Annotated in this window: 13 protein-coding genes; 5 read left to right on the forward strand and 8 right to left on the reverse strand. The window is 70.3% G+C overall.

All coding sequences use genetic code 11. The features are described 5' to 3' along the window. The first annotated feature begins 46 nt into the window (after window positions 1-46). From RBJ65_RS03960 to RBJ65_RS03970, 3 genes are all read left to right on the forward strand, one after another. Window positions 47-1372 carry a PhoH family protein gene (locus RBJ65_RS03960; protein ID WP_306317815.1) on the forward strand — a complete coding sequence of 442 codons (1326 nt, stop codon included), beginning with the start codon at window positions 47-49 and terminating at the stop codon, window positions 1370-1372. A 422-nt stretch (window positions 1373-1794) separates the two neighbouring features. Then, window positions 1795-2526 (forward strand): lytic transglycosylase domain-containing protein, encoded by a 732-nt coding sequence (locus RBJ65_RS03965; RefSeq protein ID WP_306317816.1) that lies wholly within the window; start codon window positions 1795-1797, stop codon window positions 2524-2526. A 121-nt stretch (window positions 2527-2647) separates the two neighbouring features. Next, a complete protein-coding gene (locus RBJ65_RS03970; protein ID WP_306318017.1) occupies window positions 2648-4018 on the forward strand; it encodes an AI-2E family transporter in 1371 nt (456 codons plus the stop codon). Window positions 4019-4214: 196 nt separating this feature from the next. On the opposite strand, the gene RBJ65_RS03975 is transcribed toward RBJ65_RS03970, so the two are convergent. After that, window positions 4215-4745 (reverse strand): alkyl hydroperoxide reductase, encoded by a 531-nt coding sequence (locus RBJ65_RS03975; protein WP_306317817.1) that lies wholly within the window; start codon window positions 4743-4745, stop codon window positions 4215-4217. 2 nt (window positions 4746-4747) lie between these two features. Next, window positions 4748-5302, reverse strand: a complete 555-nt coding sequence (locus tag RBJ65_RS03980; protein ID WP_306317818.1) for a peroxiredoxin — start codon at window positions 5300-5302, stop codon at window positions 4748-4750. 139 nt (window positions 5303-5441) lie between these two features. Here RBJ65_RS03980 and RBJ65_RS03985 point away from each other — a divergent pair, with 139 nt between their 5' ends. Next, on the forward strand, window positions 5442-6389 hold the full coding sequence (locus tag RBJ65_RS03985) for a LysR substrate-binding domain-containing protein (protein WP_372341218.1): 948 nt from the start codon (window positions 5442-5444) through the stop codon (window positions 6387-6389). 88 nt (window positions 6390-6477) lie between these two features. On the opposite strand, the gene RBJ65_RS03990 is transcribed toward RBJ65_RS03985, so the two are convergent. Then, the gene (locus RBJ65_RS03990; protein WP_306317819.1) at window positions 6478-6705 is read right to left on the reverse strand and encodes a hypothetical protein; all 228 of its coding nucleotides are present in this window, start codon (window positions 6703-6705) and stop codon (window positions 6478-6480) included. Continuing rightward, on the reverse strand, window positions 6702-7640 hold the full coding sequence (locus tag RBJ65_RS03995; protein WP_306317820.1) for an SPFH domain-containing protein: 939 nt from the start codon (window positions 7638-7640) through the stop codon (window positions 6702-6704). Before RBJ65_RS03995 ends, RBJ65_RS03990 begins: the two co-directional genes overlap by 4 nt. A gap of 250 nt (window positions 7641-7890) precedes the next feature. Here RBJ65_RS03995 and RBJ65_RS04000 point away from each other — a divergent pair, with 250 nt between their 5' ends. Then, a complete protein-coding gene (locus tag RBJ65_RS04000) occupies window positions 7891-10140 on the forward strand; it encodes a transglycosylase domain-containing protein (protein ID WP_306317821.1) in 2250 nt (749 codons plus the stop codon). A 27-nt stretch (window positions 10141-10167) separates the two neighbouring features. On the opposite strand, the gene RBJ65_RS04005 is transcribed toward RBJ65_RS04000, so the two are convergent. From RBJ65_RS04005 to RBJ65_RS04020, 4 genes are all read right to left on the reverse strand, one after another. Next, the gene (locus RBJ65_RS04005) at window positions 10168-11448 is read right to left on the reverse strand and encodes an amidohydrolase (RefSeq protein WP_306317822.1); all 1281 of its coding nucleotides are present in this window, start codon (window positions 11446-11448) and stop codon (window positions 10168-10170) included. Between the two features lie 119 nt (window positions 11449-11567). Next, the gene (locus RBJ65_RS04010) at window positions 11568-12032 is read right to left on the reverse strand and encodes a hemerythrin domain-containing protein (protein ID WP_306317823.1); all 465 of its coding nucleotides are present in this window, start codon (window positions 12030-12032) and stop codon (window positions 11568-11570) included. A gap of 10 nt (window positions 12033-12042) precedes the next feature. Next, window positions 12043-14052 (reverse strand): SpoIIE family protein phosphatase, encoded by a 2010-nt coding sequence (locus RBJ65_RS04015; RefSeq protein ID WP_306317824.1) that lies wholly within the window; start codon window positions 14050-14052, stop codon window positions 12043-12045. 293 nt (window positions 14053-14345) lie between these two features. After that, window positions 14346-15023 (reverse strand): DUF402 domain-containing protein, encoded by a 678-nt coding sequence (locus RBJ65_RS04020; protein WP_306317825.1) that lies wholly within the window; start codon window positions 15021-15023, stop codon window positions 14346-14348. Window positions 15024-15076 lie beyond the last annotated feature (53 nt).

Raw genomic sequence — 15076 nt, forward strand, 5'->3', positions numbered from 1 at the left:
AGAACTCCGTCGCTCCCCGACCTCTTCCGAGGGGGTACGTCCTTCCGTGGTGACCAGCAACAAGCGCCTCCCCAAGCCCGACCGGCGCACCTATGTTCTCGACACCAGCGTCCTGCTGGCCGATCCGAACGCCATGACCCGTTTCGACGAACACGAAGTCGTCCTTCCTGTCGTCGTGGTCACGGAGTTGGAGGCCAAGCGGAATCATCCGGAGCTGGGTTACTTCGCCAGGCAGGCGCTGCGCCTGCTCGACGACTACCGGATCCGCCACGGACGCCTGGACGCGCCGATCCCCACCGGCGAACTGGGCGGCACCCTGCGCGTCGAGCTCAACCACTCCGACCCCAGCGTGCTGCCCTCCGGGTACCGCCTGGGCGACAACGACAGCCGCATCCTCGCGGTCGCCCGCAATCTGCAGGCCGAGGGATACGACGTCACCGTCGTGTCGAAGGACCTGCCGTTGCGCATCAAGGCGTCCTCGGTGGGCCTCCTCGCCGAGGAGTACCGCGCCGAACTCGCCATCACGGACTCCGGCTGGACCGGAATGTCCGAACTGGCGCTGCCCGCCGAGCAGGTCGACCTCCTCTTCGAAGAGGACACCCTCTACGTTCCCGAGGCCGCCGACCTGCCCGTGCACACGGGCCTGACCATCCACTCCGAGCGCGGCAAGGCGCTCGGCAGGGTCACGCCCGAGGGCAACGTCCGCCTGGTGCGCGGCGATCGGGAGGCCTTCGGCCTCAAGGGCCGCAGCGCGGAGCAACGTATCGCCCTCGACCTCCTCCTCGACCCGGACATCGGCATCATCTCGATGGGCGGCCGGGCCGGCACCGGCAAGTCCGCGCTCGCGCTCTGCGCGGGCCTGGAGGCCGTCCTGGAGCGCCGCCAGCACCAGAAGGTGATGGTCTTCCGTCCGCTCTACGCGGTCGGCGGGCAGGAGCTCGGCTATCTGCCGGGCACCGAGGCCGAGAAGATGGGGCCTTGGGCGCAGGCGGTCTTCGACACGCTGTCCGCCGTCACCTCGCGCGAGGTCATCGAGGAGGTCACCGCGCGCGGCATGCTGGAGGTCCTGCCGCTCACCCACATCAGGGGCCGCTCGCTGCACGACGCGTTCGTGATCGTGGACGAGGCGCAGTCCCTGGAGCGGAACGTTCTTCTGACGGTCCTGTCCCGCGTCGGCGCCAACTCGCGTGTCGTCCTCACCCATGACGTCGCCCAGCGCGACAACCTTCGGGTGGGTCGGTACGACGGAGTTGTCGCGGTCGTCGAGAAGCTCAAGGGGCATCCTCTCTTCGCGCATGTCACACTCACGCGCTCGGAGCGGTCGCAGATCGCGGCGCTGGTGACCGAAATGCTGGAGGACGGTCAGATCTAGCCTGCACAGGGCCTGTTCGGCCCGCGTTCTGACCCTGTTTGTCCCCATTGGCGCCGTTCGGCAAAGGCGGGAGAGCCTAGCCGGGCGGCGCCATGGCGTGTGCTCGTTTCCGTAAATCCTTTGGAGCAAACGGGGTGTGACCTTTCACACGCGGCGGGGAATTGCCTTGCCATGCCCCGATGCGGCAGAGTCACGGTCCTGTCAGGCCCCGCATACGGCACTTGCGTACCCCCAGCGGTACGAAACAACCGCGGCACCAGCCGCACCTGAACTACATAGAGGCCGCCGTATGCCGCCCGAGCACCACGCGGCGCTCCCGTCACGGGAGTTGCCCACCGGGCCCGTGTCTCCCGTGACCCCGCAGTTGGGAGGCCAGTGCCAGGGGCACGATTGCGCCCGCGTAGGTCACACTCAAGCGGGCGATGCTGGAAGGAAACCGTGTGAGCCGGATCTCGGTCCGGGGATTCGCAGTGGCCTCGGCCACCGCGGTCACCACCGTCGGCGCCGTCGTGGGTGTTGCCTCGGGCAGCACAGGTCAGCCCCCTCAGGAGGCAGAGGCCACGGCGAGCGACGCGACGCTTCTCGCTGACATACCTGCCGGTCAGCAGGCGCAGGTGCAGACCTCGTCGCTGAAGCAGCAGGCGCAGACGCAGGCCATCGCGGCCGACACGGCTGCGCAGAAGTCCGCCGAGGAGTCCGCCCGGAAGCAGGCAGCCGAGGACGCGGTCGCGAAGCAGCAGGCCGCACAGGACGCCAAGGAGAAGGCGGAGAAGGAGGCCAAGGAGCGCGCCGCGGCGAAGAAGGCAGCCGCAAGCCGTTCCGCGACCCGCGACTCCTCCGACTTCGCCCCGCAGTCCTCGTACAGCGTCGCGCAGGTCCAGTCGATGGCCCGTCAGATGGTGCCGTCCGGTCAGTTCCAGTGCTTCAGCAACATCGTGGACCACGAGTCCAGCTGGAACTACAAGGCAACGAACGCCTCGTCCGGTGCCTACGGTCTCTTCCAAGCCCTGCCCGGCACCAAGATGGCCTCGGCCGGTGCCGACTGGCAGACCAACCCGGCCACGCAGATAAAGTGGGGCCTCGGCTACATGAACGACCGCTACGGCAGCCCCTGCGAGGCCTGGTCGTTCTGGCAGGCCAACAACTGGTACTGACAACTGGTACTGAGCGACCAGTAGTTCGCAACCTCGCGAAGCCCCTCACCGTCCTTACGGTGAGGGGCTTCGGCGTTGTCACACGGTACGGTCGGTGCCACAGGCTCAAAGAGGACGGATGATGTCGCGAGTGCCAGGGTGGCTCGACCGGGTCGGTGCCGGAATCAGCAAGGTGGGCGAGCGCCTGGACGAGCGCCGCGCGGAGGCCGAGCGCGCCGAGGAGCGCGAGCTGCCCGACCCGCCACCGAACCCGCCGGCCAGGGCTCCTGACCCCGCGCCGGCCGAGCAGCCGGCCGCGGCGGGTCCCGAGGACCACCACGTGCCGGCCCCGCCCGCCTACGCCCCCGCCGTCGCGGCCCGCCCCGAGCCGGTCGCCGCCGTGCCGTGGGGCCTCAGGGTCGCCGCGGAGGCGGGCTGGCGGTTCCTGGTCCTCGCGGGGACGCTCTGGGTCCTGATGAAGGTCATCAGCTCGGTGCAGCTGGTGGTGTTCGCGTTCGTCGCGGCGCTGCTCGTCACGGCGCTGCTGCAGCCGACGGTGGCCCGGCTCATGCGCCGCGGCGTGCCCCGCGGCCTCGCGACGGCCCTGACGGCGATCCTCGGCTTCGTCATCATGGGGCTCGTCGGCTGGTTCGTGGTCTGGCAGGTCCAGGAGAACATCGACCAGCTCTCCGAACAGGTCCAGGACGGCATCGACGACCTGCGCCGCTGGCTGCTCAACAGCCCCTTCCATGTGACCGAGGGGCAGATCAACGACATCGCCAAGTCGCTGCGGGACGCGGTCGGGGCGAACACGGACGAGATCACGTCGGCGGGCCTGGAGGGCGTCACGGTCATCGTCGAGGCGATGACGGGCATCCTCCTGACGATCTTCTGCACCTTGTTCCTGCTGTACGACGGCCGCCGCATCTGGGAGTGGACCCTCAAGCTCGTCCCGGCGCAGGCCCGCCCCGGCATCGCGGGCGCGGGGCCGCGGGCCTGGCGCACGCTGACGGCCTACGTACGCGGAACGGTGATAGTGGCGTTGATCGACGCCATCTTCATCGGCCTCGGCATCTTCTTCCTCGGCGTCCCCATGGCCGTACCGCTGGCCGTCTTCATCTTCTTGTTCGCCTTCATCCCGCTCGTCGGCGCGGTGGTCTCCGGCGCGCTCGCGGTGGTCGTCGCGCTGGTGACGCAGGGCGTGTTCGTGGCCGTGATGACGCTTGCGGTGGTCCTCGCGGTCCAGCAGATCGAGGGCCACATCCTGCAGCCCTTCATCCTGGGCCGGGCGGTACGCGTCCACCCCCTGGCCGTGGTCCTCGCGGTCGCCGCCGGCGGGATGGTGTCCGGCATCGGGGGAGCGGTGGTGGCGGTGCCACTGGTGGCGGTGACGAACACGGTCGTCGGCTATCTGCGGGCGTGGTCCCGGGAGCCGTCGCTCAGGCACTCCCCGGAGCCGCGGGGGGCGACGGCGGTGGATGTGGCGCCCCACTCAAGCCCCGCCGGCGATTGAGGCGCGGGGCCTGATCTTTTGAGCCCCTGCGGCGATTGAGGCGCGGGGCCTGATCTTTTGAGCTCCTGCGGCGATTGAGGCGCGGGGCCTGATCTCTTGAGCCCCTGCGGCGATTGAGCAGCGGGGTCCGGGGCGGAGCCCCGAGACGTGAGAAACGGGGGCCGGAACAATCCGGCCCCCGTTTCCGAGCGACGTGTTAAGCCAGCGCCGCTTCCGCGTCGAGCGTGACGGCGACCGCCTGGACCACCGAGGCGATCTTGAAGGCTTCCTGGACGACCTCCCGGTCGACACCCGCCTTGCGCAGCACCTGCTCGTGCGAGTCGAGGCACATGCCACAGCCGTTGATCGCGGAGACCGCGAACGACCACAGCTCGAAGTCGGCCTTGTCGACCCCCGGGTTGCCGATGACGTTCATCCGCAGACCGGCGCGCATCGTCCCGTACTCGTTGTCCGAGAGCAGGTGACGCGTCCGGTAGAAGACGTTGTTCATCGACATGATCGCGGCAGCGGACTTCGCGGCGGTGTACGCCTCCGCCGACAGGTTCGCCTTCGCCTCCGGCTCCAGCTCGCGCAGCACGCGCGGGGAGCGGGACGCGATCGCCGTCGCCAGGACCGTGCCCCACAGCTGCTGGGCCGGCAGGTCCGAGTTGCCGATGACCGAGCCCAGGTTGAGCTTCAGGTCCTTGGCGTAGTCCGGTATGGCGGACTTCAGCTCATCGAGGGCCATGCTCACTCACCGGCCAGCAGCGCGACCGGGTCCAGGGTGTCCTCGCCCTGGCTCCAGTTGCACGGGCACAGCTCGTCCGTCTGGAGCGCGTCGAGGACCCGGAGGACCTCCTTCGGGTTACGGCCGACGGAGCCGGCGGTCACCATCGTGAACTGGATCTCGTTGTTCTGGTCGACGATGAAGACGGCGCGCTGCGCGAAGCCGTCCTCGCCCTCGATGCCGAGGTCACGCATGAGCTCGTGCTTCGAGTCGGCCATCATCGGGAACGGCAGGTCCGTCAGGTCCGGGTGGTCCTTGCGCCAGGCGTGGTGCACGAACTCGGAGTCGCCGGAGAAGCCGAGGATCTGGGCGTCACGGTCGGCGAACTCCTCGTTCAGCTTGCCGAACGCGGCGATCTCGGTCGGGCACACGAAGGTGAAGTCCTTGGGCCACGCGAAGACGATCTTCCACTTGCCCTCGTAGGTCTTGTGGTTGATCTGCTCGAACTCCTGGCCCTTCTCCAGCGAGACACAGGCAGTCAGGTCGAACTCGGGGAACTTGTCACCGACAGTGAGCACGCGCTCTCCTTGCAACTAGCATCTAGAAACGTCCCTTTTGAGGACTTTTCTGTGGGTTGGACTGCTTACGATCCTGGCACAGGCCGTATTGATTATGGAAATAGCTAGACTCGGTCATGTTGATCGGAGGTGGCTATCAGTGGCCGTACATAACGGAAAGCGAAGGCAGCCCAGCCTGGCGCAGCTCAGGGCGTTCGCGGCGGTCGCGGAGCAGCTGCACTTCCGGGACGCGGCGGCGGCGATAGGGATGAGTCAGCCCGCGCTGTCCGGGGCGGTCTCGGCGCTGGAGGAGGCGCTGGGCGTCACGCTTGTCGAGCGTACGACGCGCAAGGTGCTGCTCTCGCCGGCCGGGGAGCGGATCGCGGTGCGGGCGCGGGCGGTGCTCGACGAGGTGGGGGCGCTGGTCGAGGAGGCGGAGGCGGTGCGGGCGCCGTTCACCGGGGCGCTGCGGCTCGGGGTGATTCCGACGGTGGCGCCGTACCTGTTGCCGACGGTGCTGCGGCTCGCCCACGACGCGTATCCGGACCTGGACCTCCAGGTGCACGAGGAGCAGACGGCGTCGCTGATCGAGGGGTTGGCGGCGGGGCGGCTCGACCTGTTGCTGCTCGCGGTGCCGCTCGGGGTGCCGGGGGTGACGGAACTCCCGTTGTTCGACGAGGACTTCGTCCTGGTCACGCCGATGGACCACTGGCTGGGCGGCCGCGAAGGCATCCCGCGCGAGGCGCTGCGCGAACTGAACCTGCTCCTGCTCGACGAGGGGCACTGCCTGCGGGACCAGGCGCTCGACATCTGCCGCGAGGCCGGCCGCGACGACGCGCCGGTCGCCACGACCGCGGCGGGCCTTTCCACGCTGGTCCAACTCGTCGCCGGTGGCCTCGGGGTGACGCTCCTTCCGCGCACGGCGGTCGGCGTGGAGACGTCGCGCTCCGCGCAGCTCCTGACCGGGTATTTCGCCGAGCCCGCGCCCACGCGGAGGGTGGCGTTCGCGATGCGTACCGGTTCGGCGCGGTCCGCGGAGTACGAGGAGCTGGCGCGGGCTCTGCGTGATGCGTTGCGGTCCCTGCCGGTGCGGGTGGTCCGTGGTTGACGCCACGGGGCTCCGCCCCGGACCCCGCGCCTCAATCGCCGGCGGGGCTTGATGCATCAAGCCCCTGCGGCGTTTGAGCCCCGGTCTTTTACGTGGGGTCGGGTGGGTCCTGGGGGGCGGACGGGGGGCGGCCCCGTCTTGGTATGGGGGACGCCGACCCAGGGAGGCGGCCCGCTTCCTTCAGGGCGCGGCGGAGGATGAATTCGATCTGCGCGTTCGTGGAGCGCAGATCGTCGGCCGCCCACCGCGCGAGCGCATCGTGTACCGCCGGGTCGAGCCGGAGCAGGACCTGTTTGCGGGGCACTCGCGGGCTCATTGGTAGAGGGAACCCGTGTTCAGGACGGGCTGCGCGGCGCGGTCCCCGCAGAGCACGACCAGCAGGTTGGAGACCATCGTCGCCTTGCGCTCCTCGTCCAGTTCGACGAAGTCCTGCTCGGCGATCCGCGCGAGCGCCGCCTCGACCATGCCCACGGCCCCGTCGACGATCTGCCGCCGCGCCGCCACGACGGCGCCCGCCTGCTGCCGCTGAAGCATCGCCGACGCGATCTCGGGTGCGTAGGCGAGGTGTGTGAAGCGGGATTCGATGATCTGGACGCCGGCCGCCTCCACGCGCGCGTGCAGCTCCACGGCCAACTTCTCCGTGATTTCCTCGGCGTTGCCGCGCAGCGAGAGCCCGCCCTCGTCGTGCGCGTCGTAGGGGTACTCGATGGCGATGTGCCGGACCGCGGCCTCGGTCTGCGTGGAGACGAACTCCAGGAAGTCGTCGACCTCGAAGGTCGCCTGGGCCGTGTCCTCGACCTTCCACACGACGACCGCGGCGAGTTCGATGGGGTTGCCGTACGCGTCGTTGACCTTGAGGACGGCCGTCTCGTGGTTGCGTACGCGCGTCGAGATCTTGGTGCGCGAGGTCAGCGGGTTGACCCAACGCAGGCCGTCCGTACGGATCGTGCCCCGGTAGCGGCCGAAGAGCTGCACGACGCGGGCCTCGCCCGGCGCCACCATGTTCAGGCCCGCCATGGCGAAGACCGAACAGATCGCGACCACGACGCCGATCGCGATGAGCGCCCCTCTGGCGCCCGCCGAGTCGGTGGAGCCTGCGATCGCGATCAGCCCGCCGCCGACGATCAGGCCGACGAGGCCGAGGAGAAGGGCGAGTCCGCCGCCGATGCTGTGCGCCGTGAACTCGCGCACCCGTGCCTTCGGCATCTCCGGTACGTCGGGAGTGCTCGGTGTGGCGTCCGTCTCGGGCATAACCGTCCCCGTTTCTCTGAGCTGGTCGTTCGTGACCGCGGGGCCACGAACCTGGTCTAGCAAAGTGATATCACTTTAACGCGGATGGCAACCATCCGCACGTCTCGCTCGTCGGTTCCCATGGGGCAGGTGCTGATTGTCACGTCCGTTATGGCCGAATCAACGGAGATTCGACATAAGTGACGGGTTAGGTTCTTGAGCCGATTCAGCACAAAAGCGAAGACGAACAAGAAGCGGAGCGACTGAGGTCATGGGCCGAGCGGAAGCGAGGAAGGCGCGCAAGCGCGCGGCGCGGCCGTCTGGCATACGCCGCTTCTTCACCTGGAAGAAGCTTCTGGGCACGTTCTTCGGACTCGTGCTGCTGGGTATGGGCGCGTTCGTGGTGCTGTACCTGTTGATCGACATCCCCAAGGGCAACGCCGAGGCCCAGGTGCAGAGCAACATCTACAAGTACAGCGACGGTACGACGATGGCCCGCACCGGCGACGTCAACCGGGAGATCGTCGACCTGGCCGAGGTGCCGAAGCCCGTCCAGCACACCTTCGTGGCCGCCGAGAACAAGACGTTCTACACGGACAAGGGCGTCGACCTGAAGGGCACCGCCCGCGGCGTGCTCAACACCGTCACGGGCAAGGGCAAGCAGGGTGGTTCGACGATCACCCAGCAGTACGTGAAGAACTTCTACCTGACGCAGGAACAGACCGTCTCCCGCAAGCTCAAGGAACTGGTCATCTCGCTGAAGGTGGACCAGCGGTACTCCAAGGACGACATCCTCGCCGGGTACATCAACACCAGCTACTACGGCCGCGGCGCCTGGGGCATCCAGGCGGCGGCCGAGGCGTACTACGGCATCGACGCCAAGGAACTGAGCGTCCAGCAGGGCGCGTATCTCGCCGCGCTGTTGCAGGCGCCCAACCAGTACGACTGGGCGATCGCCTCCGACACCGGCAGGCAGCTGGCCACGGCGCGCTGGAACTACGTGCTCGACAACATGGTCCAGATGCACTGGCTCGACGCGGGCGAGCGGCAGGGCATGAAGTTCGACAAGCCCATCGCGCCGAAGGCCGCCGCCGGGCTCGACGGCCAGGAGGGCTACCTCTACACCGCCGCGCGCGACGAGGTCATGAAGGAACTGAACCTCACCGAGGAGCAGTTCAACGCGGGCGGCTACACGATCACCCTCAACGTCGACCGCAAGAAGCAGAAGCAGCTGGAGAAGTCGGTCGAGCAGCAGCTGAACGACAAGCTCGACCGCAAGGGCAAGAAGGCCGACGCGCGCGTGCAGGCCGGCGCCGTCTCCGTCGACCCGAAGACCGGCAAGGTCCTCGCGCTGTACGGCGGCGAGGGGCTCAGCGAGCACTACGTCAACAACGCGACGCGCACCGACTACCAGCCCGCCTCCACCTTCAAGCCGCTGATCCTCGCGGCCGCCCTGGAGGACGAGGCCACGACGCAGTCCGGCCAGAACATCACCGCCGACACGATCTACGACGGCACCAGCAAGCGGCCGGTCGTCGACAACGGCAAGAAGGTCGGCTTCGCCCCGCCGAACGAGGACAAGAAGAGCTACGGCCCGGTCAACGTCCAGACCGCCATGAACAAGTCCATCAACTCCGTCTTCGCGCAGATGGGCGCCGACGTCGGCATGGACCAGGTGATGGACATGGCGAAGAAGCTCGGCATGGACTCCGCCGACCTCAAGCCGTACTACGCCCAGACCCTCGGCACCATGGGCGCGAGCCCGATGGAGATGGCCGGCGTCTACGCGACGCTCGACAACCACGGCAAGAAGGTCACCCCGCAGGTCGTGAAGTCGGTGTCCAAGCAGGGCGAGCCGGTTCCGCTGGACAAGCCCGAGTCCGAGCAGGTGATCAGCCGCGGCGCCGCCGACTCGGTGACCTCGGTGCTGACCGGCGTGGTCGACGACGGTACGGCGAAGCGCTCGGTGCGCGACAACGCGGACCGCGCCGGCCAGCAGGTCGCCGGCAAGACCGGTACCTCCGACGACAACAAGTCGGCCTGGTTCACCGGGTACACGCCGGACCTGGTCACCTCGGTGGGGCTGTTCGGCGAGGGCGCGCTGAAGTCGACCGAGTCGGGCAGGCACGTGTCCATGGAGGGCGCGGCCGGCCTGCCCCGCGTCGACGGCGGCAGCTTCCCCGCCCAGATCTGGGCGCAGTACACCTTCAACACGTCCAGCTCCAACAGCAAGTTCGACCTGGACACCGACATGGGCAAGGCGGTCAAGCCCACGACGCAGGCCCCCGTCACCCCGACCCAGGAGCCGACGACGGAGCCGACGCCGACCCGTTCGGAGCCCGAGACCCCGACGCCGACCCGGTCGACGCCGAGCGAGACCCCGACGAGTGAGCCCCCGACCGTGGAGCCGACGCCGACGCTCCCGATCCCGACCGACACCGAGACGACCGAGCCGGATCCGGAGGACCCGGTCGACCCGGGCAACGGCAACGGCCCCGGAGGCGGCGGCGACAGAGGCTGACCCCGCCCGGACCCGGCTCCCCCGGCTCTACTCGGGGGAGCCGAGCCATGTGCGGGCCGCGCCCAGCAGCGCCCGCACCCCGAGCTCGATCGTCGGGTCCTGCAACGGCGTGTACAGCGGCGAGTGGTTCACCGGGATCTCGGCGGGCAGCCCGCGCGAGGCGAGGGTCTCGGCGTCGAGGCCCGCGAAGGCGGCCGGGTCGGTGCCGCCGAAGTGCCAGAACACCGAGGGCGCGCCGAGTTCCTTGCCGAACAGGCCGAAGTCCTCACTGCCGTTGATCGGCTTCGGCAGCACGAGCACCGCCTCCTCGCCGAGGACCTCGCGCAGCCCGGCCACCGTCGTCGCGGTCGCCTCGTCGCTGTTCTCGGTGACGGGGAACGAGCCGAGCGAGGTGAACTCCGGCTCCTTCGGCGACCCCGATGCCTCCGCCTCCGCCCGTACGATCCTGCGCACCGCCGCGAGCACCCGCTCGCGCACCACGGGGTCCACCGAGCGGATGTTGAGCTTCAGCTCGGCCTCGTCGGCGATGATGTTCTCCTTCGTGCCGGCGTGCAGCGAGCCCACCGTCACGACGGCCGTCTGCGAGGCGCCGACCTCGCGCGACACCACGGTCTGAAGCCGCATCACGACGGCCGCCGCGAGCACCACCGGGTCGACCGTCGACTCCGGCATCGAGCCGTGCCCGCCGCGCCCGAAGAGGCGTACGCGATAGCTGTCGGAGGCCGCCATGACCGCCCCCGGCCGGGTCACCGCGACCCCCGCGGGGAACGGCCCGACATGCTGCCCCAGGCACACGTCCGGCGCCGGGAACCGCTCCGCGAAGGAGTCGTCGAGCATGTCCCTCGCGCCCTGCCCGAGCTCCTCCGCGGGCTGGAACACGGCGACGACGGTGCCGCGCCAGGCCGCCGGGTCCGCCGCGAGCAGCGCCGTCGCACCGAGCAGACATGTGACGTGCATGTCGTGTCCGCAGGCGTGCATGACCGGTACGTCGTTGCCGTCGCGGTCGGTGCCGCGGGCCTCGGACGCGTAGGGCAGTCCGGTCGCCTCCAGGACGGGCAGGGCGTCCATGTCGGCGCGCAGCAGCACGGTCGGCCCCTCGCCGTTGCGCAGGACGCCGACGACGCCCGTGCCGCCGACGCCCTCCGTCACCTCCCAACTTCCCTGCTCGCGCAGCCTGGTGGCGACGATCCCGGCGGTGCGGGTCTCCTGGAGGGAGAGCTCGGGGTGGGCGTGCAGATCGCGGTAGAGCTCGCGCAGGGACGGCAGCAGGCTGTCGAGGGTGGTGGCGCTGGTGGAGCCGGCAGTCATCGGGACTCGCTTTCTACATCCGCTGGTGCGTGTCCGCCCGTTCTACGTCGCCACCCCCGCGTACGAGAAGGGGTCCGACGTCCCCGACCAGGCGCGCAGCCGTTCCCCGGCCGCGGAGTTCAGCCCTTCTCCGGCCGCGGGTGCGCCGCCCGCCACGCCGCCATCGACGCGTCCCAGCCGTCCCCGGACAGCGCCGTCAGCGACGCGGGGAAGAGGCCGTCCTCCTCCTTGGCGATGTGCCGGTGCAGTTCGTCCGTCTCGTCCTTGAGGCGCTGTACGTCGCCGGGGTCGGTGAGGTCGAGGGTGGGCAGCAGCGCGCCGAGGTCGCGGTGCTCGGCGACCAGGGCGTCGATGTACCCGGCGTACTCCGGGTCCTCGCGCATCACCGCGAACAGGCCGTCCTCCTCGCCCTTCCAGTGCGAGGCCAGCTCCTTCGCCATGCCGTCGACGAGCACCCGCGCGGCCGCCACGTCGCCGCGCTCCAGCGCCCGCAGCGCGTCCCCGGCGGCGTCGGTGACGCGCTCGTGCTCGGCGATGAACTCCTTGATGAGCGGGATCTCACGGCATCCGCAGTAGTGGCACATGGCCACATATTTACGGCACCGGCAGCTCGAACCAGACGACCTTGCCGGTGGACAGGCGCGTCGCACCCCAGCGCCGGGCGAGACGGTTCACCAGGTAGAGCCCACGCCCGCCCTCGTCCGTCGCCCGCGCCTGCCGCAGGCGCGGCAACTGCGGTACGTCGTCGCCCACTTCGCAGCGAAGCACGTCGGTACGGAGCAGCCGCAGCGTGACCGGGCGGGACGCGTACCGCACCGCGTTCGTCACGACCTCGCTCACAAGGAGTTCGACCGAGTCCGTGAGGTCGTCGAGGCCCCAGCGGGCCAGGGCGCTGCGGGCCAGCCTGCGGGCCCGGCCCGGCGCCGCGTCCTCCGGATCGAGGTGCCAGTACGCGACGTCGCTCGGCGCGATCCCGTCGAAGCGGGCGGCGAGCAGCGCGATGTCGTCGTCCCGGTCGCCGGGACCGAGCATGTCGAGCACCTCGTCGCACAGCGCCTCAAGGGGCGGCGGATGGTCGGGGCCCGTCAACTGGGCGGTGGCGGCGAGCCGTTCACGCAGCTGCTCTATGCCCGTCCACACGTCGCGCAGGCGCGATTCGACGAGGCCGTCCGTGTAGAGGAGCAGCGTCGCGCCCGCCGGGGCGTCCAGCTCGACCGCCTCGAAGTCGACGCCGCCGACGCCGATCGGCGCGCCCGGCGGCACCCGCAGCACCTCGGAGCGCCCGCCCAGGTGCAGCAGGACGGGCGGCGGATGCCCGGCGTTGGCGATCGTGATGCGGTGCGCGACCGGGTCGTACACGGCGTACATGCAGGTCGCCATGCGGTCGGTGCCGAGCCGTTGGGCCTGCTCGTCGAGGTGGTGCAGGACTTCCTGCGGCGGCAGGTCGAGCCCGGCGAGGGTCTGCGCGGTCGTGCGCAGCTGGCCCATGATGGCGGCCGAGGTCATCGAGTGGCCCATGACGTCGCCCACGACCAGCGCGACGCGGCTGCCCGGCAGCGGAATCGCGTCGTACCAGTCGCCGCCGACCCGCGCCGTCTCCGCCGCCGGCAGATAGCGCGAGGCCAGCCGCACGCCGGTCGGGCGTGGCAGCGTCTCCGGCAGCATCGTGCGCTGCAACTCGTCCGCGATGTACGCCTCTCGGCCGTACAGCACCGCCTTGTCGATGCCGAGCGCGCTGTGCGTCGCCAACTGCCCCGCCACCAGCAGGTCGTCGGCGTCGAACGCGGGCCGGTCCGGGCGGCGCAGGAACACCGCGGCGCCGATCACCCGGCGCCGGCCGCGCAGCGGGGCGAGGATGGCGCGCCGCCCGCTGGGCAACACCCGCTCCGTGCCGAGGAGTTCGGGCAGTGCGGCCATCGCGGCGGGCGAGTCCGCGAATACGGGGCGGACGCCGCGCAGCACTTCGGCGAGCGCGCCGCCGGTCCGCACCTCGCACAACTCCGCGCTGCCCGCGGTCAGTTCGAGCTGCGGGGTGGTGGCGGCGAGCGGGCTGCCCGCGCCGTCGGTGTCCTGGTCGGTGGCGCCGCCGGTGTCGGTGGCGTCCGGGATCCGGTCGCTGCGGCGCAGGCGCAGCACCATCGGCCCGGTCGGCCGCTCGTCGCCCACCGGCAGCGGCTCGCGCAGATACACGAGGATGGCGTCGGAGAACGTCGGCACGGTCGCCCGGCACAGGCCCATCACGATCTCGTCGAGGTCCAGGCCGCGGGCGATCCGCCGGGTCGCGGCGCCGACGAAGCGCAGCCGGTCGCCGTCGCGGCGCATGGCGGCGGGCTGCCCCGAGGGGCGCGGCTGGCCGGTGCGGCGGTCCGCTCCGTCCGGAGGTCCGGGGCGCACCGGCTCGGGGGAGGGCGCCACGGGCTGGGCGTGCTCGGCGTCGGCGGCGGACCCGGCGGCGCGCCGCGGCTGTTCCGGTAAGCCGCCGGAGGCCGGGCCCGGGGCGTCGCCGGACGTCTCGGGGGTATGCCGAAGCGCCCCGCGGGAGTCGGCGGGGCGGGCCGCCGTGCCGTGGTGGCGGCCTTCGTGGGAGGTGGGGTACTCCGTCACGCGTGTCGATTCCGTCCGTCCGGGGCTGCGGTGACCTGGGGCGTGTCCCGCAGGGGAGCGGATACCCGGAACCCGCGCTCCGGGAACGGAATCGCCCGCTGAGTCTTTTCGCCCAGGTTCACGGTCCCGCCGCCCCTCGATGACCTCGTTGACATCGTGTCAGACCTGCTGTGCGTGCCAAGAGTTGTCCGTAGAACCCGCACATTCGGGCCGGGTCTCTCTGCGCTGTTCGCTTCTGTGCTGTCTTGCGGAGGACGATCCTACGGTTCCCCCATGGGGGCGCATCAAGGGTCTCATGAGGACACGTGCGCGGGCGTACGGTCCCAGTCCGCCGGGAGCGCGGGAACCGGCCACGCCGGGTCCGGGCGCCAGTGCTGCCAGCCGTCCGAGAACGGCCGCTGCCAGCCCTCGATCGCCTCGACCGCCCGGTGCCCCGCGGCGCGCACCTCGGCGGCGCGCGCCGGGCTCATCAGGCCGACGGCCTGCGCCTGCGCGAACTCGTCCTCGTCGTGCCAGCGCCAACTGCCGTCCGGGTACACCGAGAGGTCGAGGAAGTGGTCCTCCGAGTCGATGCCGCCGGCCCAACGGGCGCGCGGCTCCTCCAGGTTCACGTACCAATTGCGGAACCTCCAGCCCGGCTCCCAGAACAGCCACACCGACCAGGGGTCGCCGGGCCGCGCCAGCTTCAGGACGCCGGTGCCGAACCAGCGGTCGCGGTGCAGGGCGCGCGGTTTGGTGTAGCGGGTGGCGAGCGGCTCGCGGTGCACCGGGGTGCCGTCGGCGAGCACGGGCTTCACGCACTCGGTGCCGGGCGCCATCCACACGGCGAGCAGTTCGTCGGTGTCCTGGACGACCGTGACCGGACGGCAGATGTGGAAGCCCTCGCCCCCGTTGGCGCGGTAGCGCCACAGGATCGGCTCCCCGGGCGCCCAGCGCCCCGCACTGTCCATGCTCCGGTCGTCGTCTGTCATGCACAGATATTAGGTGCCAACGGCATACGACGCTGCGGTGCGTATCACGAATA

Origin of the sequence: Streptomyces sp. KL109B (assembly GCF_030766935.1) — a bacterium.
GTDB lineage: Bacteria > Actinomycetota > Actinomycetes > Streptomycetales > Streptomycetaceae > Streptomyces.